The 24,148-nt window shown below is 58.8% G+C and carries 19 protein-coding genes; 11 read left to right on the top strand and 8 right to left on the bottom strand.

Features of this window, described 5'->3' with window-relative positions; all coding sequences use genetic code 11:
• Positions 1–3: 3 nt before the first annotated feature.
• Complete coding sequence (gene aceF / locus C7436_RS09130) at positions 4–1,662, top strand: dihydrolipoyllysine-residue acetyltransferase (RefSeq protein WP_121207590.1); 1,659 nt, start codon at positions 4–6, stop codon at positions 1,660–1,662.
• A 143-nt stretch (positions 1,663–1,805) separates the two neighbouring features.
• Positions 1,806–3,059 carry an NADH:flavin oxidoreductase/NADH oxidase family protein gene (locus tag C7436_RS09125; protein WP_121207589.1) on the top strand — a complete coding sequence of 418 codons (1,254 nt, stop codon included), beginning with the start codon at positions 1,806–1,808 and terminating at the stop codon, positions 3,057–3,059.
• Between the two features lie 399 nt (positions 3,060–3,458).
• On the opposite strand, the gene C7436_RS09120 is transcribed toward C7436_RS09125, so the two are convergent.
• Entirely contained in the window at positions 3,459–4,580 is a 1,122-nt protein-coding gene (locus tag C7436_RS09120; RefSeq protein WP_041655074.1) for a DcaP family trimeric outer membrane transporter, read from the bottom strand.
• Between the two features lie 162 nt (positions 4,581–4,742).
• Here C7436_RS09120 and C7436_RS09115 point away from each other — a divergent pair, with 162 nt between their 5' ends.
• The 6 genes from C7436_RS09115 (at position 4,743) to astB (ending at position 12,596) form a co-directional block, all read left to right on the top strand.
• Complete coding sequence (locus tag C7436_RS09115; protein WP_121207910.1) at positions 4,743–6,206, top strand: exonuclease domain-containing protein; 1,464 nt, start codon at positions 4,743–4,745, stop codon at positions 6,204–6,206.
• 44 nt (positions 6,207–6,250) lie between these two features.
• A complete protein-coding gene (locus C7436_RS09110) occupies positions 6,251–7,468 on the top strand; it encodes an aspartate aminotransferase family protein (RefSeq protein WP_014422570.1) in 1,218 nt (405 codons plus the stop codon).
• A gap of 168 nt (positions 7,469–7,636) precedes the next feature.
• Positions 7,637–8,653 carry an arginine N-succinyltransferase gene (locus tag C7436_RS09105; RefSeq protein ID WP_121207588.1) on the top strand — a complete coding sequence of 339 codons (1,017 nt, stop codon included), beginning with the start codon at positions 7,637–7,639 and terminating at the stop codon, positions 8,651–8,653.
• Between the two features lie 27 nt (positions 8,654–8,680).
• Positions 8,681–9,778 (top strand): arginine N-succinyltransferase, encoded by a 1,098-nt coding sequence (gene astA, locus C7436_RS09100; protein WP_014422568.1) that lies wholly within the window; start codon positions 8,681–8,683, stop codon positions 9,776–9,778.
• Positions 9,766–11,241, top strand: coding sequence for a succinylglutamate-semialdehyde dehydrogenase (gene astD, locus C7436_RS09095; RefSeq protein ID WP_121207586.1), 1,476 nt, complete (start codon positions 9,766–9,768; stop codon positions 11,239–11,241). The genes astA and astD overlap by 13 nt, the downstream gene beginning before the upstream one ends.
• A 14-nt stretch (positions 11,242–11,255) precedes the next feature.
• Positions 11,256–12,596, top strand: coding sequence for an N-succinylarginine dihydrolase (astB, locus tag C7436_RS09090; RefSeq protein ID WP_121207585.1), 1,341 nt, complete (start codon positions 11,256–11,258; stop codon positions 12,594–12,596).
• Positions 12,597–12,607: 11 nt separating this feature from the next.
• On the opposite strand, the gene C7436_RS09085 is transcribed toward astB, so the two are convergent.
• Complete coding sequence (locus tag C7436_RS09085) at positions 12,608–13,252, bottom strand: TetR/AcrR family transcriptional regulator (protein ID WP_014422565.1); 645 nt, start codon at positions 13,250–13,252, stop codon at positions 12,608–12,610.
• A 163-nt stretch (positions 13,253–13,415) separates the two neighbouring features.
• On the opposite strand from C7436_RS09085, the gene C7436_RS09080 reads away from it, so the two are divergent.
• Positions 13,416–14,507: an efflux RND transporter periplasmic adaptor subunit gene (locus C7436_RS09080; RefSeq protein ID WP_121207583.1), complete on the top strand. Its 1,092-nt coding sequence runs from the start codon at positions 13,416–13,418 to the stop codon at positions 14,505–14,507.
• Entirely contained in the window at positions 14,507–17,533 is a 3,027-nt protein-coding gene (locus tag C7436_RS09075; RefSeq protein WP_121207581.1) for an efflux RND transporter permease subunit, read from the top strand. The genes C7436_RS09080 and C7436_RS09075 overlap by 1 nt, the downstream gene beginning before the upstream one ends.
• 24 nt (positions 17,534–17,557) lie before the next feature.
• Here the strand turns inward: C7436_RS09075 and C7436_RS09070 are convergent, their stop codons facing one another.
• From C7436_RS09070 to C7436_RS09045, 6 genes are all read right to left on the bottom strand, one after another.
• Entirely contained in the window at positions 17,558–18,616 is a 1,059-nt protein-coding gene (locus C7436_RS09070) for a succinylglutamate desuccinylase (RefSeq protein ID WP_121207578.1), read from the bottom strand.
• A 171-nt stretch (positions 18,617–18,787) separates the two neighbouring features.
• Positions 18,788–19,510, bottom strand: a complete 723-nt coding sequence (locus C7436_RS09065; protein ID WP_014422561.1) for an ABC transporter permease — start codon at positions 19,508–19,510, stop codon at positions 18,788–18,790.
• A gap of 3 nt (positions 19,511–19,513) precedes the next feature.
• The gene (locus C7436_RS09060; protein WP_014422560.1) at positions 19,514–20,218 is read right to left on the bottom strand and encodes an ABC transporter permease; all 705 of its coding nucleotides are present in this window, start codon (positions 20,216–20,218) and stop codon (positions 19,514–19,516) included.
• A gap of 47 nt (positions 20,219–20,265) precedes the next feature.
• Entirely contained in the window at positions 20,266–21,018 is a 753-nt protein-coding gene (locus tag C7436_RS09055) for a transporter substrate-binding domain-containing protein (protein ID WP_014422559.1), read from the bottom strand.
• A 106-nt stretch (positions 21,019–21,124) separates the two neighbouring features.
• Positions 21,125–21,895, bottom strand: coding sequence for an ABC transporter ATP-binding protein (locus tag C7436_RS09050; RefSeq protein ID WP_022990754.1), 771 nt, complete (start codon positions 21,893–21,895; stop codon positions 21,125–21,127).
• A 59-nt stretch (positions 21,896–21,954) separates the two neighbouring features.
• Complete coding sequence (locus tag C7436_RS09045) at positions 21,955–22,713, bottom strand: FCD domain-containing protein (RefSeq protein WP_014422557.1); 759 nt, start codon at positions 22,711–22,713, stop codon at positions 21,955–21,957.
• 338 nt (positions 22,714–23,051) lie between these two features.
• On the opposite strand from C7436_RS09045, the gene dctP reads away from it, so the two are divergent.
• Positions 23,052–24,110: a TRAP transporter substrate-binding protein DctP gene (gene dctP, locus C7436_RS09040; protein WP_200861779.1), complete on the top strand. Its 1,059-nt coding sequence runs from the start codon at positions 23,052–23,054 to the stop codon at positions 24,108–24,110.
• Positions 24,111–24,148 lie beyond the last annotated feature (38 nt).

Here is a 24,148-nt window from a genome sequence, read left to right as displayed (position 1 = left end):
GCCATGAGTGAACAGGAAATCAAGGTTCCCGATCTCGGCGGTGCTGATGAAGTCGAGATCATCGAAATCATCGTCAGTGAAGGGGATTCGGTAGAGGAAGAAGATCCGATTCTGACCGTGGAATCCGACAAAGCCTCGGTAGAACTGCCGGCCCCCGCCGCCGGCAAGATCACCAAAATCACCGTCAAGGTGGGTGACAAGGTGAAAGAGGGCGACGTGATCGGCATGCTGGCCGCCAGCGGTGATGCTGGGGGCTCGGACGATGCCGGGGATGACAAGTCGGAACAGGCCGAGGAAAAAACCGAGGCGCCATCTGAGGCCAAATCGGAAGACACCAAGTCGGCTCCGAAAAAGAAGAAGTCTGGTGGCTCTCGCACCGAAGTGGTGAAAGTGCCGTCGCTGGATGGCTTTGAAGATGTGCCGGTGATTGAAATCAACGTGGCTGAAGGCGATACGGTTGGTGAGGAAGACCCGCTGGTAACAGTGGAGTCCGACAAGGCCACCATGGAAATTCCATCGCCCTACGCGGGCAAGATCGGCAAGATTCTGGTGAAGGAAGGCGACAAGCTCTCCGAAGGTTCAGACCTCCTGGAAATGACCATCGAAGACGATGGTGACGACGAGGACGAATCGGCAGATTCCGGTGACAGCGCACAGGCAGACAGCCAGGAAAGCAAACCGGAGAAACCCCAGGGCAAACAGGAATCCGAGCCTCAGCCGCAGGGCTCTACCTACGAGCCACCATCACCTGGCACCAAGGTGCACGCCGGTCCGGCCGTGCGTAAACTGGCCCGGGAACTGGGGGCAGACCTCACGCGCGTGAAAGGTTCAGGCCCAAAAGGCCGGATCGTGAAAGACGATGTGCACGCCTACGTGAAGAGCCAGTTGCAGCAGGCCCAACAGGGCAGTGGCGTAGCCACTGGCTCTGGTATTCCGGGCGTGAAGCTGCCGGACTTCAGCCAGTTTGGTGAGATCGAGCGTGAAGGTATGTCCCGCATGATGGCGGCCACCGCCACCAACATGCAGCGCAGCTGGCTGAACGTGCCTCACGTGACCCAGTTCGACGATGCCGATATCACCGAAATGGAAGACTTCCGCAAGGCCCAGAAAGCTGCCGGTGAAAAGCGTGGTGTGAAGATGACCCCGCTGCCGTTCCTGCTCAAGGCCTGCGCTGCCGCGCTGGCGGAACTGCCTCAGTTCAATGTGTCTCTGGACATGGAACGCAAAGAGGTGGTGCGCAAGAAGTACATCCACATCGGCATTGCGGTGGATACACCACACGGCCTTATGGTGCCGGTGATCCGGGATGTAGACCAGAAGGGCCTGTGGGAACTGGCGGCCGAAAGCGCCGAGTTGGCCCAGAAGGCGAGGGACAAGCAGCTGAAGCCGGCAGAAATGCAGGGCGCCTGCTTTACCATCACCAGCCTGGGCGGCATTGGCGGCACAGCGTTCACGCCGATCGTGAATACGCCGGAAGTGGCGATCCTGGGTGTGTCCAAAGCCTCCATGAAACCGGTGTGGGACGGCAAGGAGTTCCAGCCGCGGCTGATGCTGCCGCTGTCGCTGTCTTACGACCACCGCGCGGTGAACGGAGCGGATGCTGCCCGGTTTACCAACCTGCTGACGCAGCTGCTCGGGGATATTCGGACCCTGCTGCTGTGATGTAGCCTTGTTGGTCGCACTGCGACGGTGTCGTTGCAGTGCGACCAGTCTTCCGCTCGGGCCTGGTCAGCTCGGCCAATGTCTGCACGTTATGAGCCACCCACCATCAGTGTCACAACAAACGACTGTGATACGAGGCTCCCATGACTCCCTCAGAACTGCTTTCCAGGCCATTCACGCTGCCGAATGGATCGGTTATCCCCAATCGCTTTGCCAAGTCCGCAATGAGCGAAACGCTGGGAAGCATTGATAATCATCCGACTAAAGAATTGATCACCCTGTACAGAGCCTGGGCAGACGGGGGTGCCGGGCTGTCGATCACTGGCAACGTAATGATTGACCGGAGGCACATCGGGGAGCCGCAAAACGTCGTGGTTGAGGATGAGGCCGATCTGGATCTTCTCAAGTCCTGGGCCAGGGCTGGGCAGGGTGGCGGGAAACAGATCTGGATGCAGCTCAATCATCCAGGCAAGCAAAGCCCGAAGATGCTTAATAGAGACCCGGTGTCTCCAAGCGCGATTCCCTTCAAGAAGGACCTGCGGGGGATGTTCGCAACCCCGCGTGCGCTCACGGGGCCGGAGATTGATGACATTATTCGTCGCTTTGCGCAGGCCGCAGCCGTCGCCAAAAAGGCGGGATTTGATGGTGTACAGATTCACGGAGCCCACGGGTATCTGGTTAGCCAGTTTTTGTCTCCCCATCACAATCAACGCACTGACGATTGGGGTGGTTCTGCGGCGAACCGGCGGCGCTTTGTACTGTCTGTGTATCGAGAAATCCGCAAGGCTTGTGGCAGGGAGTTTAATGTTGGTATCAAACTGAATTCGGCTGATTTTCAGCTCGGGGGCTTCAGTGAGGATGAGTCTCTGGCTGTGATCAAGGCGCTGGTGGCCGAGGGCGTTGATCTGGTGGAAATCTCAGGAGGAAATTATGAAAACCCCGCCATGGCGAAAGGTGCCGGAACCGGAGAGATGAAAGCCAGTACCCTGGCGCGGGAAGCCTACTTTCTGGAATTTGCTGAAAAAGTCCGTGAATTGGCAGACGTACCCTTGATGGTCACGGGCGGGTTCCGCACAGAGCGGGGGATGGCGCAGGCCATCGATTCTGGTGCCACAGACCTGGTGGGTCTGGCAAGGCCCTTGGTTGTGGAGCCTGATCTGCCGGCTCGTATTATGGCGGGCGATCCGGTTACCAGGGCGGTCAAGCCTATTAAGACCGGCCTTCGAATGATCGACGATATGGCTCTGATGGAGGTTAGTTGGTACACCCGTCAGATCGGAAGGATTGCCCGTGGCAGGGCTCCAAAACAGCACGACCGGGGCCTGTTATCCCTGATGGAGGTGCTGGCGGTTATGGCCACCCGAGGCGTTCGAACACGGTTACGGGCGGGCAGCTAATCGGAGAGCCGGCTGTCCCCAGGGGGCAGCCGGCCGCCTTTCTGATCAGTTGGCAAAGAACATCCAGTCGAAATAATCGTGCAGATCCTGCATGGCCCAGGCTTCTGCAGGTTGGGTCAGTTCGAACAGCAGGTTTTGGTCTTGGGCGAATTTCATGGCGTTACCTCACGTCGTTGCGATAGGAATGCGAGTTCGCTGTCGCCAGCGTATCCAGGCTTTTGCATTGGCCATGCCAAATCTGTTGTCTGAAGGTAAGTCTATGAAAATGTTAAGTAAGGAATAATTGGCTTTGAAGCTGGAAGGTGAGAGCTGAGCAGGAATGGTGCCGGCGCACCATCCTGGAACGAAAAACCCCGGCCGAAGCCGGGGTAATTCTGAGTTAACTTCTGATAGGAAGGATCAGAAGTTGTACTGTGCTGCGAAGAGCAGGCGACTTGCATCACCATCGGTGCCGTCGACGTTTTCACGCTTCAGGAACTGATACTCGACGCCCATCATGACGTTCTTGAGTGGAGTCCACTTGTAGTTGGCCATGATCGCTTGATTGCTCTCGCTTTCGTCGGCAACAGCAACGCCATCATCTTCGGCATCATCCCAGTCGACTTCGACCAAGCCGTAACCGATATTTATGCTCCGGCCGTTGCCAAGATTTACGCCGGCACCGATAGAGCCGCCGTAGCCAGAGATGGTCTCTAGGTCGCCACTGCTATCAACGTATGCGCTGTCGGCACCAAAGTTATCGCCGGAACGGTAGAGGTAGCTGTTGGCACCATCTGTGTAGGAAAGTGTGCCTTGAACGGTGATCATGTCAGTGAGAGCCATTTTTGCTGCCACAAATGTCGCAAAACCGAAAGCGCTCTCATCGTCATTGCCATCGTCATAGCCAACCTGATGAGCTAGAACTGCGGCTGAGTAGCTCATTCCGCCGGCAGAATCCTCAAGTCTGGCGGTGATGGCCGGCATACTGTCTTTGCCATCTGCGTTGTTGATAATGCTGTTATTCGGCTCTTCCAAAGAGAACGACAGAGCTCCGGTAGTGTAGCGAGCTTGAGCGACTCGTCCCTGCAGGCCTGCAAGGCCAGGCAGTGAGTCGAAGTCAAGGGTAGCGGTGTTGCCTACGAAGCTGGTGAAGTTCGACCAGGTCTGCCCCATAAGGACGCCCTTGTACTCGCCGAAAGCGTGACGAAGGCGAAGGTTGCCCGGACGGAAGTCGCCTTCTACGGTAACGTTGAGACCTTCGGGAGAAGTGGTTTTAAAGCCGAGACGACTCTGGACGGCATCAGCTCCGAAGTGGCCATCAGCGGCGTCATCATTGCCAGCCAAGCCGTCGTACGAACCAGAACGTGTGCTCAGCGACTGGTCGCTGTCCACGTCGTAGGAGGCGTTCAGACGAGCGTAGCCGTAAACATTGACATCGTAATCTCCCGCACTGAAGCTGACAGCGCCAGCTTGGCTCGCCATGCCAAGAACCGTTGCGGCCGCCGTCGCACGAATTGCCATTCTTAATTTGTTGCTTTGCATTGTTGTTGTCTCCACACGTTTATTGTTGTTGGACCCACAGACAAAGTAGTTACGAATCTATGACAATTCAAACAGAATCGGTGATTATTTAGACGAATGTCTATAGGCCTTCGATTCAGTCATGGTGGCATCCGGAGGAGTACTTTGGTCGTAATGGGCAAGATGACTTTCAAACACGAGATGCTATCTGAACCTACGTTTGCCTTCGTCGATATTGAAACCACCGGCGGCAATGCCCAGCGGGATCGGATCACCGAAATTGGTATCCGCTTCTGGCGCAACGGGGCCGTTGTGGGGGAATGGCAAACGCTCCTGAACCCGGAAGCCCGGATCTCCGGGTTCATCGAACGACTGACGGGTATCTCCAATGCCATGGTGGCGAGTGCCCCTCGTTTTGAGACCATTGCCGACGAGCTGGAGCGGCACCTGGACGGGTGCATTTTTGTCGCCCACAACGCACGCTTTGATTACGGTTTTATCAAGAGTGAATTCCGCAGATTGGGGCGTCTGTTCAGTGCCCGGGTGCTTTGCACCGTTCGACTTTCCCGGGCGCTCTATCCGGAGGCCGAACGCCACAACATGGATGCGCTGATCGCCCGGCACGGATTACCCGCTGTTGAGCGCCACCGGGCCATGGGCGATGTCACTGCCATGCTGGCGTTCTTTGAACACACCTTGCTTGAGCATGGCGAAGACACCGTTGGTGCCACCATCAACCGCCTGCTCCAGCGCCCCAGCACACCCTCCAACGTACCCGCGGAAATGCTCGCTGATTTGCCGGCGGGGCCCGGTGTGTACCGGTTTTATGGAGATAACGATGTGCTGCTGTACGTGGGCAAAAGCACCAATATTCGCCAGCGGGTGGCCTCGCATTTTTCCGGTGATCATCAGAGCAGCCGTGGAATCCGGCTGTCCGAAAGCCTGCGCCGGGTGGAGTACACCGAAACTGCCGGAGAGCTGGGTGCCCTGTTGCTGGAACTCAAACAGATAAAGACCCTGAGCCCGCTGTACAACCGTCGCTCACGGGCGGCGAAAAACCTGGTCAGCATCGCCCTGCACCCGGACAACTCCGGCTACCTGAATGCCGAGTTGGCCAGAACCATCACGCCGGACCGGCTGGGAGATTACTTCGGCCTGTTTCGCAGCAAGCGGGACGCGTTAAGTGCGTTACGGGGCATCGCCAGCAAAAACGACTTGTGCGGAAAACTCCTGGGACTGGAGCCGGCAACCCCGGGACCATGCTTTCAACGATCCCTGGGGCGGTGCAAAGGTGCCTGTGAAGGCGCGGAAGACGTCACCCGGTTCAACCTGCGCATGCAGATCGCTTTCCATAATCTGCGTCTGAAAACCTGGCCCTGGCCCGGCCCCGTCGCCCTGGCCGAAGAAAACCCGGAAAACGGACGCACGGACTGGCTCATCATCTGGAACTGGATTCATGTAGAAACGCTGCGCAGCGACCAGCACACCGAGGCCGATCTGTACGACTATCAGCCCGGGGAAGACCCGGTCACCTTTGATCTGGATTCCTACAAGCTGCTCATTAAAGCGCTCCTGGGGAAAGATCGAAACCACCATCGCATCATCGAGTTACATGCTATAACACAACCGGCTGTTCTTATGCCCTGAGTGGCGTATTATGGGGAGGAATCCATCCACTCAGAGAGAGATCCATGAACAGAGAACCTGTCTCCCGCGAACTTTTTGATGAAGTCATGGTGCCCAACTACGCCCCCGGAACCATTATCCCGGTGCGAGGCGAAGGCTCCCGCGTGTGGGATCAGGAAGGCCGAGAATTCGTGGATTTGCAGGGTGGTATTGCCGTCACCAGCCTGGGCCACGCCCATCCGGGGCTATTGGGTGCGTTACAGGAACAGTCAGAAAAAATCTGGCACCTGTCGAACGTCATGACCAACGAGCCTGCCCTGCGGCTGGCCAAAACCCTGTGTGACCTCACCTTCGCCGAGCGGGTGTTCTTTGCAAACTCCGGCGCTGAAGCCAACGAAGCTGCCTTCAAACTGGCCCGTCGCTACGCCTGGGAACACTACGGTCCGGAAAAACACGAGATCATTTCGTTCAAGAACTCCTTCCACGGCCGCACCCTGTTCACCGTCAGCGTGGGTGGCCAGCCCAAATACCTGGAAGGCTTTGAACCGGCCCCCGGCGGCATCCATCACGCCGAGTTCAATAACCTGGACTCAGTAAAAGCGCTGATCTCCAAAGAGAAAACCTGCGCTGTCGTGGTCGAGCCGGTCCAGGGCGAAGGCGGCGTCATGCCGGCAGATCCCGAATTCCTGCAAGGGCTGCGAGAGCTCTGCGACGAACACAACGCCCTGCTGGTCTTCGACGAAGTCCAAAGTGGCGTGGGCCGCACCGGCTACCTGTACGCCTACGAAATGTACGACGTAACACCAGATATCCTCTCCAGTGCCAAAGGCCTGGGTGGCGGCTTCCCCGTTGCCGCCATGCTCACTACCGCCAAAGTCGCGGCCAGTCTGGGCGTAGGTACCCACGGCAGCACCTACGGCGGCAACGCGCTGGCCTGCGCTGTGGCCCAGAAAGTCATCGACACCGTCAGCCAGCCGGAAATCCTCAAGGGCGTCAAAGCCCGCTCCGAGAAATTGCGCAAAGGCATGATGGACATCGGTGAACGCTACGGCGTGTTCTCCGAAGTTCGCGGTGCTGGTCTACTCTTGGGTTGTGTGCTGACCGAACAGTGGCAGGGCAAGGCCAAAGACTTCCTGAACGCCGGCCTGGATGAGGGCGTGATGGTCCTGGTAGCCGGAGCAAATGTGGTGCGGCTGGCGCCTTCGCTGATCATTCCGGAAACGGATATTGAAGAAGCGCTGGAAAGGTTTGAAGCTGCAGTGAAGAAGATCACGGCTAAGTAAAATGTAGCCCCTGGGGCTGGGTTCCCCTTCCGGAAATTTCGGAGGCCATGGATGGCCGGAGAGAAGCGCACAGGGATGTGCTTGTAGCGGTTTCCGGAAGGGGAACCCAGTTCCAGGGGCGGGCGAGCCTGCTCCAAAAATCCTGATGGTTCGATAGAGGAGCGCACCATGTGGCGAGTCAGACCAGCCAAACTGGATGACCTGCAACAAATCCTGGACATAGCCGGCGCCCAAACCGCCAGGCTCTCGTCCACCCTGCCCAAAACCGAAGAAACCCTGGCCCGGAAAATCCAACACGCCCGAGCCTCCCTGGCCGACAACGCCCCCGAAGGCACTCCGCGCCGCTTTCTGTTCGTACTCGAAAACACCGACACCGGCGAAATCGCAGGCACCGCAGGTATCGACAGCCGCGCCGGCAACGGCCACCCGTTTTACAATTACCGGCGTGACTACCTCATCCACGCCTCCCACGAACTCAACGTCTCGCGCCGCGTCGAAGTCCTGTACCCGAGCCACGCCCTGACCGACCTGACACTGCTGTGCTCCTTCACCCTGAAAGAACAACACCGCAACACCCCGGTATTCGAGCTGCTATCCCGGGCCCGAATGATGTTCATTGCCAGCCACCGGGAATGGTTCACCAACCGAACGGTGGTTGAAATCCAGGGCATACAGCACGAAAACGGCAGCGTGCCCTTCTGGGACAGCCTGGGGCGACATTTCTTCAATATGGACTTTGAAACCGCCGATCAATACTCCGGGCAGCTCAGCAAAACCTTTATTGCCGAACTCATGCCGCCGAACCCGGTGTACGTCACCCTGCTCAGTACCGAGGCTCAGGAAGCCCTCGGCCAACCACACCCGCTGACCGAACCCAACTATCAGCTACTCCAGCGCGAAGGTTTTCAGCCCGGATGCTACGTCGATATCTTTGACGGCGGACCGGTGATGGAAGTGCGCACCGACAGCCTGAGAACCCTGGTGACCAGTCAGCCCAAAACACTGCACGGCAGCCACCAGAACGATGGTGAAACCTGCCTGATCAGCGCCGGCGAAGGTGAGTACTTCCGTTGCCTGTTGACCCCGGTGGCAGAAACGTTGGCGGATGATGTGAAAGTGCCGGTGAGCACCTGGCATGGCCTGGAAAGCAGCGCCGGCGACCCGGTAAGGATTTCACCGTTATGAGCATGCAAATACAGGGGAGGGCGTAACATGCTGGTGATCCGCCCGCTTCAGTCTGACGATCTGGAAGACCTCTATGCCATGGCCCAGAAGGCCGGCAAAGGCCTGACCACACTGCCCGCCGACCGGGAACTGCTTCAGCGCAAGATTGATCGCGCCCGTGAATCCTTCAATCAACGCTGTGCGCCGGAAGCGGCCCTGTACCTGTTTGCGCTGGAAGATATTCAGGCCAGGAAGACCGTTGGCATCAGTGGTATTGAGGCCCGGGTTGGCCTCGAAGAAGTGTTCTACAATTACCGGCTGAGTGTCACGGTCAATGCATCGAAAGAGCTGGGTGTGCATGTGCGCACGCCCACGCTGAACCTGTCCAACGACATGACCGACACCACCGAAATCTGCTCACTGCTGCTTTCCGACGAGTATCAGGGGGGTGGCAACGGCCTGTTGTTATCCCGCTGTCGTTTTATGTTCCTGGACGATTTTCGCAAACGTTTTTCCGACAAGGTTTTCGCGGAAATGCGTGGGGTCTCGGACAAAGATGGCAAAAGCCCCCTGTGGGACGCCCTGGGCAGCAAGTTCTTTGACATGGAGTTCAGCCAGGCCGACATGCTCTCCGGGCTCGGCAATAAATCGTTCATTGCTGAACTGATGCCGAAATACCCCATCTACCTGCCGATGTTGCCAGACGCTGCGCGGGCGGTCGTTGGCATGGTGCACGACAATACCCGGCCGGCGCTGAAGATGCTGCAGGCCGAAGGTTTCAACTTCAACGGCATGGTGGATATTTTCGATGGCGGGCCTGTGGTTGAAGCCTTTGTCCATAACATTCGTACGGTGCGGGAAGCGGTCAACCGGCATGCCATGGTGGTCAATCACAGCATGGATCTGGATGTGCCGGCAGAGCAACGGGTGATGATCTCGAACCGGTCGTTCCGGGACTTTCGGGTAACCACCATACCCATGAACTGCATCGGGCCCGACACTGTCAAAATTCCTAGAGTGCTGGCGGAGGCTCTTTTAGTGGAGTCGGGTGATCCGGTGCGTATTGCCCCCTTGAAGGAGGGTGCTTTGTCGCCCATCCGTCCAAACAATTCCGAACCGGGAGGTGGTAAACAATGGCAAACCTGACAGGCAATGTGTACATCGACGGGCTCTGGCTGCAAGGCCACGGAGCGCCCTTTGAATCGGTGCAGCCGGTAACAGGTGAAACGGTCTGGGATGGCAATGCCGCCAGTCTCGAAGATGTTGACGCAGCGGTTCGGGAAGCTCGAAAGGCGTTTCTGGCCTGGCGCCGGAAAAGTCTCGCAGAACGCCAGGCGGTGATTGAGGCCTTCGGCGAACTGCTTGAGGCCAACAAGGAAGAAATGGCCCATCAGATCGGCCTGGAAACAGGAAAGCCTCTCTGGGAGTCCCGCACCGAAGTGGCGGCCATGATGGGTAAAATTCCGATCTCCGTGAAAGCCTACAACGAGCGTACGGGTCACACTGAATCTGACGTGGCTGGCGGACATGCGGTGTTGCGCCACCGCCCCCATGGCGTGGTCGCCGTGTTTGGCCCCTATAATTTCCCGGGCCATCTGCCCAACGGGCACATTGTGCCGGCCTTGCTGGCCGGCAATACCGTGGTGTTCAAACCCAGTGAACTGACCCCGGGGGTGGCGGAACTCACCGTCAGGCTCTGGGAAAAAGCCGGTCTGCCGGATGGGGTGATCAATCTGGTTCAGGGCGGTTCCGATACCGGCAAGTGCCTGGCCCGCCACCCGCTGATTGACGGTTTGTTCTTTACCGGCAGTTCCACCGTCGGGCACCTGCTGCACGAACAGTTCGGCGGCCAGCCGGAAAAAATCCTGGCGCTGGAGATGGGCGGTAATAACCCTCTGATCGTTCAAAATGTGTCAGATCTGGATGGCGCCGTGCACCACGCACTGCAGTCCGCGTTCCTGTCGGCCGGCCAGCGCTGTACCTGTGCTCGCCGGTTACTGGTGCCCAAAGGCAAGAAAGGCGATGAATTTCTGGCACGGCTGGTGGAAGTGGCGGCCCGCATCACCGTGGCGGAATTCGATGCTGACCCGCAGCCGTTTATGGGCTCGGTGATTTCTGCCGATGCGGCAGACCAGCTACTCAAGGCTCAGGCTGGCATGCTGGAAAAGGGTGCGAGCTCGCTGCTGGAAATGAAACAGCTCAAGCCCGATACCGGCCTGTTGTCGCCGGGAATTGTGGATGCGACCGGGATAGAGCTGGAAGACCAGGAGTTTTTCGGTCCGCTGCTGACGGTGTACCGCTACAAAGGCTTTGATGAGGCCCTGGAGCTTGCCAACAACACTCGCTACGGCCTGTCTGCCGGCATCCTGAGCGATGACCGCAAACTCTATAACCGTCTGGTGGAGGAAGTGCGCGCCGGTATTGTGAACTGGAATCGGCCACTTACCGGGGCCAGCAGTGCTGCACCGTTCGGTGGTGTCGGCGCCAGCGGTAACCATCGTGCCAGTGCCTATTACGCGGCCGATTACTGCGCCTGGCCGATGGCCTCTCTGGAAGCCGGCAAGAGTGAGCTGCCGGATAGCTTGGCCCCGGGCCTGAATTTTGACTGACAGGAACAGCTGCCATGGTTAAACATGCGGTAGAAGCAAACTTCGATGGCCTGGTGGGTCCGACCCATAACTACGCCGGGTTGTCCTGGGGCAATGTGGCCTCAAAATCCAACGTCAATGCGGTGGCCAACCCCAGGGAGGCGGCACTCCAGGGATTAGCGAAGATGAAGCGGCTGGCGGACCGGGGCTATGTGCAGGGCATTCTGCCACCCCACGAGCGCCCGCACATTCCCACTCTCCGTGCGCTGGGCTTTGAAGGCAATGAGCGCCAGATTCTGGAAGCCGTAGCCAAGGCAGATCCCGCCATTCTGGCGGCGGTGTCGTCGGCGTCCTGCATGTGGACAGCGAACGCGGCTACCGTCTCTCCCAGTGCCGACACAGCCGATCACCGGGTGCACTTCACCCCGGCCAATCTCAGTGCCAAGTTCCACCGCTCCATTGAACACCAGGTCACGGGTCGTTCGCTGAAAGCGATTTTTGGTGACGAAAGCTACTTTGCCCATCATCCGGCGCTGCCGTCAGTCAGTCATTTTGGCGATGAGGGGGCGGCCAACCACACCCGCCTGTGCAGTCGCTACGGGGAGCCGGGCGTTGAGCTGTTTGTGTATGGTCAGGTCGCGTTCAATGAATCCGCTCCGGCGCCAAGCAAGTACCCGGCGCGCCAGACCCTGGAAGCGTCACGCGCCATTGCCCGCCTGCATGGCCTGACCGATCGCCATGCCGTGTTTGCCCAGCAGAATCCGGCGGCTATCGATGCCGGCGTGTTCCACAACGATGTGATTGCGGTCGGTAATGGCAATTGCCTGTTCTATCACGAGCAGGCTTTTCTTGAGGAAGCCCGGGTGCTGGCAGACATCCAGGAACGCCTGACCGGTGCCGAGCTGGAAGCCGTGCGTGTTTCATCAGCGCAGGTGCCCATCGAAGATGCGGTGGCCTCCTATCTGTTCAACAGCCAGTTGTTGAACACTGCCGATGGTATGCTGCTGGCTGTACCGGGTGAGTGCCGCGAAGTGGCCTCGGTCAGCCGGTATCTGGATGAACTGGTGAAAGCCGACACGCCGATCACCGCGGTGGAAGTGTTTGATGTCAAACAGTCCATGCGCAATGGTGGCGGGCCTGCGTGTCTGCGCTTGCGGGTGGTGCTGAACGACGGCGAGCTGCACGCTATCAACCGGGGTGTGATCCTGACCGATGCGCTCTATGAGCGACTGACCTCCTGGGTTGAAGCCCACTACCGCGACCAGCTCAGCCAGCAGGACCTGGCCGACCCGATGTTACTGGAGGAAGTGCGCAAGGCGCTGGATGAACTGACCGGTATTCTTGGCCTCGGCAGCATCTACGATTTTCAGTTGTAAGGCTGGTCAGCTCAGCGTACCGGCTCGCTGGAGATAGACCGGGTGAGCATATCCATGGTGTGACGAATGAGTGCTTCGGAAGGAAACTCCCCGGCCTCGGTGGATTCCGCCTGGCACAGCATGATCACGCCATGCAGGGCGCCGCGCAGGTAAAGCGCGGTTTGCGCTGGCGACTGGATACGGTCGCGGCTGATGGTGCCGTCTTCCAGGCCAAGATGAATCGCCGCTTCCATCAGCACCATCAGTTCGTTCTTTGAACACAGCATCTCCCTGGCCTGGTCTTCTTCCGCATCGGCGATGGCGGTGGAAGCCTTGGTCAGAGCGGTGAAGTAGTCCGGAGCTTCCACAAAGAAACGGTAATAAGCCTCTCCCATGGCGCGAATCTTCCCGAGCCCGGTATCGGTTGCCTGCATCGCCCGCTCAAACCGGGTCACCAGATCCTGCCCGGCCCGCAGCATGATGCCTCGCTGGATGGCGGCCTTATCCTTGAAATAGACATAGAGCAGAGCCCGGCTCAGGCTGGCTGTGCGCGCAATGTCGTCCATGGAGGTGCGGTCGTAGCCCTTTTCTGAGAATACCAGTTCGGCGGCGTCCAGAATGGCGTCGTACCTGGCCTGTTTTTCCCGTTCCCGTCGTGACTTCAGCGGTTCATTCATTGTGATCCCGAGCTTTCCGGCTTTGGCTGCATGATAACTGATAACCGATGAAAGCCGATTATTGACAATTTGTCAAAGAGTGACATGATGTCGGAAACAATGGGCAACCTCCGATGGACCGGAGGTCACAATCAACCTGTTCAGGGAAAGGGGCTGGAACACTATGTCTCTCACACTACGTCACTCTCCGTTTGTTCTGGCCAGTGCGCTGCTGGCCGTGCTGTCTGTCTCCGGCTGCCGCGGTGGCGGCACCGAATCCGGCGAAAACGCTGAAAATACGCCGGTCGCCGTGCGGGTATCCGCTGTCACCGGGGGCCAGATGGAAGAAATCCCTCTGCGGTTTTCTGGCATTGTCCGTGCGGCCCAGCGGGCAACCCTGACATTTCAGGTCAGCGGGACGCTGAAGGAACGCCCGGTTGAGCTGGGGCAGACGGTAAAGCCCGGTGATGTGCTGGCGCGTCTGTACAATCCGGCGCTGGAACCGGCGCGGGATTCCGCGGCTGCCCGCCTGGAGGAACTGAGAACCCAGTTTGAACAGGCTCAGCGGGAGTGGGAACGCTCCAGCCGGTTGCATCAGCGAGGCGTGGTCTCGGAGCAGACGCTGGAACAGATTGCCGCCCGTCGGGATTCTCTCAGGGCAAGCATGGCGACGGCCGAAGCCTCACTGGCCGAAGCCACAAGGCTGCTTGAGGAAAGCGTTTTGAAGGCGCCCTTTGCCGGGCAGGTGGAAGCATTGCTGGTGGAGCGGGATGAGTTCGTGGGAGCCGGGCAGCCGGTCATGCGGTTGTCCTCGCCGCTGGGGCGGGAAGTAGAGGTGCGGGTGCCCGCGCACTTGCTCGGTCATGTCCGGATTGGTCAGGAGCTACCGGTTTGGCTGGTGCAGGACCGCAACCGTGAGCCTGCCACCGGCACTGTGGTGGAGATTGCCCAGGGCAGTTCCATCCGCGGGGAACTGCATCCGGTACTGGTCAGCCTGCCACCAAATTCCCTGTCCTCCGGTGAGCCGGTGGAAGTGGGCATTGCCCCGGTGCGGGAATCTGCCATTACCGTGCCCCTGCTGGCGGTCGTTCGCGACAGTACCGGCACCAGTGTGTTCCGGGTGCAAGACCAGGCAGCCCAGCGGGTTCCGGTGCAGGTCGACCGGGTCATCGGTGAGCGCGTCATGGTGCACCCGGGTGCATTGAGCCCGGGAGATCAGGTGGTGTATGCCGGTATGACCCGGCTGGTGGATGGTGACACCGTGGAGGTGCGCTGATGACCCGCCGACTGCTTAACTGTCAACGCTTGCTGGGCATGGTGGTGACCATGCTCTGCCTGCTCGGTATTGCCGCCTACAGCACCATGCCCCGTCAGGAAGATCCGAGTTTCCCATACCGGGCCGGTATGATCACGGTGAGTTATCCCGGTGCCAGTGCCGAGGCGGTTGAGCGCCTGGTGCTTCAGCCGCTGACCGATGAGTTGCGCCAGGTCGAAGAGCTGGACTGGAGCCAGGGCACCGCCAGAACCGGCGTGGCACTGGCCCGGCTGAAACTCCGGGACCGCATCTACGACACCGATTCGGCGTGGGATCGGGTTCGTCAGGCCATGGAGCGGGCGCGCCAGGATTTCCCCGATGATGTGGGCCTGATGGAGCTGGATGACCGTCTGATCGACATCCCGGCCGTGGTGCTGGCCGTGGGCGGTTCACCCTCAGTGACTGAGCTTTCGGAGGTGGCCGAACGCCTGAAACAGAACCTTCTGGATATCCCTGGCATCTCCCGCATTGAACTTGAAGGGGATGCCGACGAACAGATTACCCTGGCACTTGACGACGCCGCGCTGTATCGCCTGGGAGTTCCGCCCAAGCGGATACTCGACACCCTGGCCCGGCGCAACCAGACCATTCCTGGTGGCTTCGTGGTGGTGGAAGGCAAACGTCTATCAGTATTGCCGAACACTGAGTTCACGGACATAGACGCGATTCGCGCGACGCCCATTGAACTGCCAGATGGCTCCCAGGTACCCCTGGCAGCGGCCGCAGAAGTCTGGCGTGGGCCGGCCGAGCCCCGGCAGCCAGAGACCTGGTTCGACGGCGAGCGGGTGGTGTTGCTGTCGATCATCATGGAAGAAGGTTCCACCGACGCCATCCGCTTTGGCGAGCGGATCCGGGAACGGCTGGACCAGGTGCGCCCGGACTTCGAGCCGTACCAGCTTCGTGAGATGTTTTTTCAGCCCGACAAGGTCTCTGACCGGCTGGATGACCTGGCCTGGAGCCTGGTGCTGTCGGTACTGATCATCGTGGCGGTGGTATTTACCGGCATGGGCATCCGCATGGGCCTGCTGGTGGCGTCCATCCTGCCCATGGTGGCCCTGATCAGCGTGGGGCTCTATGACCTCGGGGGTGGGGTGTTACATCAGATTGCCGTTATCGGGATGGTCATTTCCCTGGGTATCCTGATCGACAACGCCATTGTGATTGTGGAAAACATACAGGGCCATCTGGATGAGGGCATGCGCCGGCTGGATGCCCTGCGCAAGGCGGTCGGTGAGCTGGCCGGGCCGTTGGGTGCGTCTACCGGCACCACACTTGCCGCGTTTGCGCCGTTGTTGATGGCCAAGGGCGGTGCCGCGGATTTCACCCGAGGCGTGCCGGTGATGATCATGCTCACCCTTTCTGTGAGCTATCTGCTGGCAATTTCTGCCGTGCCCCTGCTGGCGGCGCGTTTTCTGAAGCCCCGGAAAAATATTCACAAAGACCGGCTTATCGGCCTGGCCAGCTACCTCGGTGGCCTGGTGTATCGGCACCCGGGCCGGTTGATTACCGCCGGCGCCCTGCTGGTGGTGATCAGCCTTGGCATGACCCCGTTCATGGCCCAGCAATTTTTTCCCAACGCAGACCGCCCTCGTGTCATCGTCGAGATGTACATGCCCGAAGGCACCGATCAGGCCCGAACCTCTGAAGTGGCTGCCGTTCTTGAACAGGCCATTCGGACCCGGCCCGAGGCACTGGAAGTGCACCGCTTTGTCGGCTTTACCGGGCCGTCGTTCTATTACAATCTGCAGCGCTCGCCACAGGCGCCTAACCGGGCAAGGCTGGTGGTTCGCACGCCGACGCTGGCCGATACCACCGACCTGGTGAAATGGATCCGCCACGAGGCTGCCCGGTCGCTACCGGAGCTGGATATTACCGCCGGGATTCTGGGGCAGGGACCACCGCGGCCTGCCCCGGTAGAAGTCCGTGTCTTCCATCCGGACGACAACGCCCGCGCCCGAGCCACCGAGCAGGTCTATTCCATTCTCAGGGGTGTTGAGGGCACGGTGGATGTTCGCCACGATCTCGACATTGGTGTGCCCAGCATCGCCATCAATGTGGACGACGCCACCGCCGCCCGCTATGGCCTCACCCGAGCCGATGTTGCCCAGAGCCTGTATGGCCAGAGCTACGGCGCCGTGGCTGAGCGCTACCGACAGGAGGACGACCCGATACCCATCGTGTTGCGCTCCCGCGAAGGCACGTCGCTGTCACTGTCGCGCCTGCTGTCTGTGAATACCTACAACGACCAGGGCGATGCCATTCCGCTATCGGCCGTGGCCACGGTGGAAACCACCTGGGAACCGGCGGCGGTTTACCTGCGCAACGGGGTACGGGTGAATACGGTCAGTGCCAATCTGGAGGAAGACTACAGCTTCAGCCAGGCGCTGGACGGCCTGTATGCGGGCCTGGAACAGAACCCGTTGCCGGCGGGCACGCGACTGGACATGGGAGGAGATGCCGAAGGTTCTGACCGTGCCAACTCCGCACTGCTTACCGCGGCACCGATCGGCATGCTGCTGTTGCTGTTCTTCCTGCTGTTGCAGTTCAACTCCTTCCGGCGGGTGGGCATTATCCTGCTGACCGTACCGCTGGCAACTGTTGGCATTTTCCCGGGGCTGGTTCTGTCCGGTTCGCCCTTCGGTTTTCAGTCGCTGCTGGGGGTGATTGCTCTGGTTGGTATCGTGGTGAACAACGCCATCGTCCTGCTGGACGTAATGGATCGGGAGCTGGAACGGGGCCGAGCCATTGCCGATGCGGTACGCACCGCTGTGGAACGCCGTACCCGGCCCATCCTGCTGACCACCGCAACCACCGTGGCCGGCCTGCTGCCGCTGGCGTTCTCGAGTTCCACCCTGTGGCCACCCATGGCCTGGGCCATCATCAGCGGTCTGCTGGCTTCGACGGTCCTGACCCTGTTGGTGATCCCGGCGGTCTGCACCAAGCTGATCAAACTGCCGGTGGCCGAACCGGAAAACGCGCCGGCCTGATCCCGGTGCCATGTTCAGGGTCGCTCACAAAGAGCTGGCCCTGAACACCTCCTTGGCTCGAATCATCAACCCGACGCGCTGGCCCACAGGCACTGCCGGGTTCGGAAACACCACCGCCTCCGGTGCAGTGCCGACTCGATAGCAATCCTGATCATCCTCCCAGATCACCGTGCCGGGCTGATACTCGGTAAAGTTCGCCACATCGTCCGGCACATGAAACCGGAAAGCCGGCCCGGTATTGAGCACCTCATGCACCACCTCAAACACCGTCAGATGATCAAACGGTGGCAGCACTGCCGGTGCTGCCTCACCCCGGAAACGCCGGCGCAAGGCCCGCTCAATGCCTTGGAGCCGTCGCAGATCATTCCGGCCAAACGGCTCCACCTTGCCCAGTTCAATGGTAAAACTCTCCGCCTTCAGTGTGCTGGCAGTGAACGATGAAAACACTGTCGATTCCTTATGCTGGAGCAACAGGGTCTCCAACTCGGCCTCCAGCAGGAACGCACACTGGCCGGCCGGAACCGACCGCCCGTCCACGAACGGGTACAGCGCAAAGCGCTCCCGTTTCGACGGGCGAATAGCGGTATGCAGATCATAATGGCTTAACGCCAGGCCCTGATGCGCCATCGCAAACTGCCGACACATCTCCTCCAGAAACCGAGCCCGCCGGCCCTCCGCAAGCCCGGAATATTCCGGTTTGCCATGGGCGCCATTGAACAACCGGTTCATGTTTACATCCATAAACCGCTCACCCGCCACCATCGCCGGAGGGTTACCCAGTATCAACAGCAGCGGGCACGCCAGTGACCACTCCCCGGAAAACAACTCCGACACCAGCATGTTCAACACCTCAATCGGCGCCGTTTCATTGCCATGCACACCGGCAGAAATGATCAGGGCTTCCTGATTCGGGTTGGCCGCCGCAGCCGGTGGCGTAAGCCAGAGAACCCCGTTGGCCTTGCGGGAGACCTGGGTGCCATCGGGCAGGGCGGTTTTGGTTTCGGGCAGATCAGCGGAAGCGTTGGCGAGGGTATGGCTAAGCCAGTCCGGATGGAAATCAAAAAGACGATTCGAAGCGTTCATCGATACCCCGCAAAAGGTTCGGGGTCAGCCGGCGGGAACGTCTTCCGGGAATGTCGAAGGCCAAGGATGGCCTTCGAGAAGCGCACATGGATGTGCTCGTAGCGGTTCCCGGAAGACGTTCCCGCCGGCTGGCCGTGCACCAGGATTGGATGATGGGTTGTAGGGCGCTGCTCAGGAATTAACTGGCCGTTGATGCCGCAAAAGATGGTTTTCCAGCTTGCGGAAAGCAAACACCAGAATAAACGTCAGCGCCATATAACAAAGCGCCACGAAAATAAACGCATCAAACGGCGCATAAAACCGCGAATAAATGTTCCGTGCCGCCCCTGTCAGATCAACAATGGTGACCACACTGGCAATCGCACTGGCGTGCAGCATGAAAATCACCTCATTGGAATAAGCCTGAACCGCCCGACGCGCCGCGCTTGGCAGAATGATCCGGCGCATCCGCAGAAACCAGTTCATGCCATAGGCTTTCGCCGCCTCGATTTCACCATGGGGCGTAGACATAATCGCCCCCCGGATAATCTCCGTGGTGTAGGCTGCAGTATTCAGCGTGAAGGCCAACAGGGCAGGATACAGAGGTTCCCGGAAGATCTCCCACCAGAAAGTCTCCTGAATCCCCGGAATCTGCGCTACTCCATAATAGATAATATACAGCTGGATCAGCAGCGGCGTGCCCCGGAACAGATAGGTGTAGATCCAGATTGGCCCGGACACCAGCGGATTCCTGACCGTACGCAGAATCGCCAGCGGCACCGCCACCACCAGGCCGATGACCAGCGACAGAAACACCAGGTGTACGGTCGTCACCAGACCGTCCCAGTACTCCATCAGCGTCATGGCCGTGAAAATTTCGTTCTTGTTCAACCACTCGGCAATGAAATCAGGCATCGTTTAATTCCCCTGAACCACGCCGACATTGGCTCGACGATCAAGCCACTTGATAAACAGCTCCGACCCCGCCGTCAGCGCCAGATACACGGCAGCCACCGGTACGAAGAAGTGGAAAGGCATGCGCTCCGCCTTGGCGGCTTCCTCCGCCACCCGAACCATATCGGTCAGGCCAATGATGGACACCAGCGCTGTGGTCTTGAGCAACACCTGCCAGTTATTGCCGATGCCCGGCAGGGCATGGCGCAACATCTGCGGGATCATCACCCGCCGGAAGGTATGCCAGCGGGAAAAACCATAGGCCTTGGCCGCCTCAATCTGACCGACATCCACTGCCAGAAAGGCGCCGCGAAAGGTTTCGGTCATATAGGCACCGAAAATCAGACCGATGGTCACCACGCCGGAAATGAAAGGATCAAACTGGAAGAAAAAGTCGATACCGCGGGTTTCCCACAGATAATCCGAAAGCATGTTCACCGCTACCTGGCCGCCGTAATAGAACAGCAGCATCATTACCAGGTCCGGAACCCCGCGAATCAGCGTGGTATAGGCGGTTGCGATGCCGGCGGCAACACGACTGCCGGAGAGTTTTGCGCTGGCACCAACCAGGCCAAGCGCCAGGGCCAGGGCCAGAGACAGGAAGGCCAGCTCAATGGTGATGACCGCTCCTTCTGCGAGGGCCGGGCCATAGCCTTTCAGATCAAACATGGGAGTATCCGGTCAGCGGGGGCGACGTGGCGCCGCCCCCGTGGTCATTACATCTTGATATCGTAGTTGAAGTACTTCTTCATGATGGTGTCGTAGGTGCCATCTTCCTTCAACGTGCGCAGGGCGGCGTTTACTTCGTCGGCCAGGTCGGCATCACGCTTGCGCATGGCAACGCCCACGCCTTCACCCAGTTTCACGGGCTCGCCCACTTCCTTGAAGCCGTCTTTGGTCAGAACGGTCTGCTCACCTACCGGATAGTCAACAAAGACCACATCCAGACGCTGGCCTTCGAGGTCCAGTACCATGTCGTCAGCGGTGGTGTAGCGCTTGATTTCAACAATGCCACCCATGTTCTCTGTCACGTAGGTGTCCATGGTCGTACCGCGCTGCACGCCGACAGTCTTGCCTTTCATGGCATCCATATCGGTGACGTCGGTGCTGAAATCGTTGGGGCCGAACCAGCCGCCCGGGGTGTTGTAGTACGGTTCGGAGAAGAGCACGCGCTCGGCACGCTCCGGTGTGATCGACATGGAAGACATGATCAGATCAAATTTACGAGCCAGCAGGCCCGGAATCATACCGTCCCATGCCTGAATGACGAATTCGCAGTTGGCGTTCATCTCTTCACACATGGCGTCCGCCAGTTCCACTTCAAAACCGGTCAGCTCACCGTTTTCGTCTTTGTACTCGAATGGCTCGTAGGGCACATCAAAAGCAATGCGCAGGTTTCTTTCCTGAGCCTGGGCCGTACCGGCAACCAGGGCCAGGGCGCAACTTGCTGCAACAATCAGTTTTTTCATGTGTCACTTCTCCAGTAATTCGCCACAAAGGCTTTATTTTTTATGGAAGTTTCGGGAGCTATTCTTCAACTCCTCGTCCAACACCGATTCAAGATAGCACTGGTGTTCAGAACTTGGGAGCAAGAAATTGCTTCATACGCTCGGAATCCGGGTTGTCAAAAACCTTGTCCGGGGTTCCCTGCTCCTCAATCACGCCCTGATGCAAAAACAGGACCTGGCTCGACACATCCCTTGCAAACGCCATCTCGTGGGTGACCACGATCATGGTTCGGCCTTCCTCGGCCAGACTCTGCATAACTTTCAGGACCTCGCCCACCAGCTCCGGGTCCAGGGCCGAGGTTGGCTCATCAAACAGCATCACTTCGGGTTCCATGGCCAGCGCCCGGGCAATGGCCGCCCGCTGCTGCTGTCCGCCGGACATCTGTGCCGGGTAGTAGTCCTTGCGTTCGTAGATGCCGACCTTGTTCAGGTAGGCCTCTGCGCGCTCAATCGCTTCTTTTTTCGGAATCTTCAGAACGTGAACCGGCGCTTCGATAATGTTCTCCAGCACCGTCATATGGGACCAGAGATTGAAGCCCTGGAACACCATGGAGAGGCGAGCCCGGATCAGTTCCACCTGGCGGTTATCGGCGGGTACCCGTTCACCTTTTCGGTTTTCGGTGAACCGGATTGGGTCGCCGTGCACAATAATGTCGCCGGAGGTGGGGGTTTCCAGCAGATTGATGCAGCGCAGAAAGGTACTCTTGCCGGAACCGGAACTGCCAATCAGGGAAACCACATCACCCTTACGGGTTTCCAGAGAGATGCCCTTGAGAACTTCCAGCTTGTCAAAGGTCTTGTGGATGTCCCTGCAAATAAGAGGCGCTGGTTCCGCCATGGCTGGCTCCTGAGACTGTCATACAAAGGCGCATGTTTTACGGACTGTTGCCGTGGAAATCAATACCGCTTTGTTGGGTTTTCGTGAAAGTTGTTGGACTCAAGTGAGACCCGGATGACCTCTGCCCCCTGGTTTTCCAGGCTTCTCAATGAATCCTGAACAAAACGGACGTGGGCCATGGCCACCTTGCGGGCGGTTCTGGCCTTGCCCGCCATAATGGCCTGATAGATCTGCTTGTGCTGCTTCATGATTAACTGGCGCATTTCCGCCCTTGGATTCAGGTTGGCAACGGAGGCATGCACGGTCAGCAGCATCATGTTTTTCAGACCATTGAGCACATGTACCAGTACCGGGTTATGAGATGCTTCAATTATAGCCTGGTGAAAACCGTGGTCGGGTTTGGCGTTGCTGAGCGGGTCGGTGTCTTCCAGGGCCCGGTAGGCTTTGGTAATCCGGTGTAGATCACCTCGGGTGGCGCGCTGGGCTGCAAGTTCGGCCGCCTGGCCTTCCAGTTGTTCGCGCACTTCCAGCAGGTCATAAAGGGTGCGCGGGTGGCCAGCAAACAGGTGCATCAACGGGCTGTTGTCTTCCAGATCGTCTGTGTTCGGGACAATGCTGGCAACAAAAGATCCCCGGCCATGCTGGGTTTCGATGACGCCCCGCCCCTGGAGTTCATGCAATGCTTCACGAATGATGGCCCGGGAAACCCCCAGTCTGGTCGAAAGCTGGCGCTCCGAGGGTATCTTCTGCCCCGGTGCCAGGCCGCCGTCGAGAATCAGCCGCTCTAGCCTGAAGGAAATTTCCTGCGATATCCCCATGTGTTCTACCTGACGGGTCTTGCTGGTCAGACCAGTTGCTGTTGTTCAAGTGATCAGGAAGTCCTTCTCGAGTGTTGTCCTCCAGACCGCTAACTATGGCCTATAGCACCGAATTCGTCCATTTTGCCGCAACTAAAAACTGGTCTGACCAGTTGGCAATTCTCTGGACTAAACCGCACCTGCCTACGAATATCTTTTTAATGCTGGCATTTGCTGGTGTTGGATTACCTCTGCATAACAACAAAGTGAACGGAGATGTTTCGATGAACATCAATGATAACAACGACAAGCATTGTGATTCAGACGCAAACCCACCACGCCGGAGTTTTCTCAGAAAAATGGCGGTTGGTGCAGCCCTGGCAGGCGCGCTGACACTGGGCGCCGGTCAGGCCCAGGCCGCGACTACCTGGAAAATTCAGTCGGTGTGGGATGCGGGCACGGTTGGCTATGACCTGTTCGAGGAATGGTGCAACAGCATCGAGGAAAAATCCGGCGGAGAACTGATTTTCAGGCCGTATCCGGCGAAGGCGGTGGCGGCCGACAACAACGCGCTGTTTGATGCGGTACGCAACGGCGTACTGCAGGGGATGAACCCGTTTACCCTGTACTGGTCAGGCAAGATACCGGCCTCGGTGTTCCTGTCCTCTTACCCGGCCGGCCCGGATCAGCCTCACCAGTGGGACACCATGTTCTATTCCCTGGGCATGCTGGAGAAAACCCGGGAGATCTACAAAAAGTACGGGCTGTTCTACGTGGGCCCGATTCAGCACGACGCCAACATCATTCATTCCAAGAAGCCGGTGAACAGCCTGGCGGATCTCAAGGGTATGAAGATCCGGGTGCCAGGCGGCATGGTGGCTGAAGTATTCCAGCAGTTCGGGGTATCCACCGTCAGCCTGCCGGGTTCCGACATCTTCCCGGCTCTGGAAAAGGGCACCATCGATGCGGCGGACTACGTGGGCCCGGCAGTGAACTATGAGCTGGGCTTCTCCCAGGTGACCGATTACATCCTGTTCGGGCCTCCAGGGGTGATGTCTATTTACCAGCCGGTGGATCTGATGGACCTGACGGTGAACCTGCGTGCCTGGAACGCCCTGGATCCCAAGCTACAGCAGCTGGTTGAGGAAGAGGTGCGCAATTACTCCCAGAAGCACTACCTGACCATCCAGAAGCGCAACATCGAAGCCATGGAGAAGTTCAAGGCGGATGGTGACACCGTCACGCGTCTGAGCCAGCAGGATCTGCAGGAGTTCCGTCGCGCGGCAATTCCCATCTGGTACAACTGGGCGAACAAGAACGAGGATGCCAAGGCCATCTTCGATATGCAGCTCGAGTACATGATGAACGACACCGTGGGCTACGTCACCGAGGAAGACCTCAAGGCGGCTGGCAAGTAAAGCGGCACTACCAACAACAATCAAAAAAGCGGGGAAGG

It is taken from the genome of Marinobacter nauticus (genome assembly GCF_003634635.1).
In the GTDB taxonomy this organism is placed as follows: Bacteria; Pseudomonadota; Gammaproteobacteria; order Pseudomonadales; family Oleiphilaceae; genus Marinobacter; species Marinobacter nauticus.
The sequence above is the reverse complement of the archived record's forward strand: the minus strand, read 5'-3'. Positions and strand labels throughout refer to the sequence as shown.

Coding starts and splice junctions, on each gene's coding strand:
- aceF (WP_121207590.1), top strand. CDS start 4: ATGAGTGAACAGGAAATCAAGGTTCCCGATCTCGGCGGTGCTGATGAA.
- C7436_RS09125 (WP_121207589.1), top strand. CDS start 1,806: ATGACTCCCTCAGAACTGCTTTCCAGGCCATTCACGCTGCCGAATGGA.
- C7436_RS09120 (WP_041655074.1), bottom strand. CDS start 4,580: ATGCAAAGCAACAAATTAAGAATGGCAATTCGTGCGACGGCGGCCGCA.
- C7436_RS09115 (WP_121207910.1), top strand. CDS start 4,743: ATGACTTTCAAACACGAGATGCTATCTGAACCTACGTTTGCCTTCGTC.
- C7436_RS09110 (WP_014422570.1), top strand. CDS start 6,251: ATGAACAGAGAACCTGTCTCCCGCGAACTTTTTGATGAAGTCATGGTG.
- C7436_RS09105 (WP_121207588.1), top strand. CDS start 7,637: ATGTGGCGAGTCAGACCAGCCAAACTGGATGACCTGCAACAAATCCTG.
- astA (WP_014422568.1), top strand. CDS start 8,681: ATGCTGGTGATCCGCCCGCTTCAGTCTGACGATCTGGAAGACCTCTAT.
- astD (WP_121207586.1), top strand. CDS start 9,766: ATGGCAAACCTGACAGGCAATGTGTACATCGACGGGCTCTGGCTGCAA.
- astB (WP_121207585.1), top strand. CDS start 11,256: ATGGTTAAACATGCGGTAGAAGCAAACTTCGATGGCCTGGTGGGTCCG.
- C7436_RS09085 (WP_014422565.1), bottom strand. CDS start 13,252: ATGAATGAACCGCTGAAGTCACGACGGGAACGGGAAAAACAGGCCAGG.
- C7436_RS09080 (WP_121207583.1), top strand. CDS start 13,416: ATGTCTCTCACACTACGTCACTCTCCGTTTGTTCTGGCCAGTGCGCTG.
- C7436_RS09075 (WP_121207581.1), top strand. CDS start 14,507: ATGACCCGCCGACTGCTTAACTGTCAACGCTTGCTGGGCATGGTGGTG.
- C7436_RS09070 (WP_121207578.1), bottom strand. CDS start 18,616: ATGAACGCTTCGAATCGTCTTTTTGATTTCCATCCGGACTGGCTTAGC.
- C7436_RS09065 (WP_014422561.1), bottom strand. CDS start 19,510: ATGCCTGATTTCATTGCCGAGTGGTTGAACAAGAACGAAATTTTCACG.
- C7436_RS09060 (WP_014422560.1), bottom strand. CDS start 20,218: ATGTTTGATCTGAAAGGCTATGGCCCGGCCCTCGCAGAAGGAGCGGTC.
- C7436_RS09055 (WP_014422559.1), bottom strand. CDS start 21,018: ATGAAAAAACTGATTGTTGCAGCAAGTTGCGCCCTGGCCCTGGTTGCC.
- C7436_RS09050 (WP_022990754.1), bottom strand. CDS start 21,895: ATGGCGGAACCAGCGCCTCTTATTTGCAGGGACATCCACAAGACCTTT.
- C7436_RS09045 (WP_014422557.1), bottom strand. CDS start 22,713: ATGGGGATATCGCAGGAAATTTCCTTCAGGCTAGAGCGGCTGATTCTC.
- dctP (WP_200861779.1), top strand. CDS start 23,052: ATGGCGGTTGGTGCAGCCCTGGCAGGCGCGCTGACACTGGGCGCCGGT.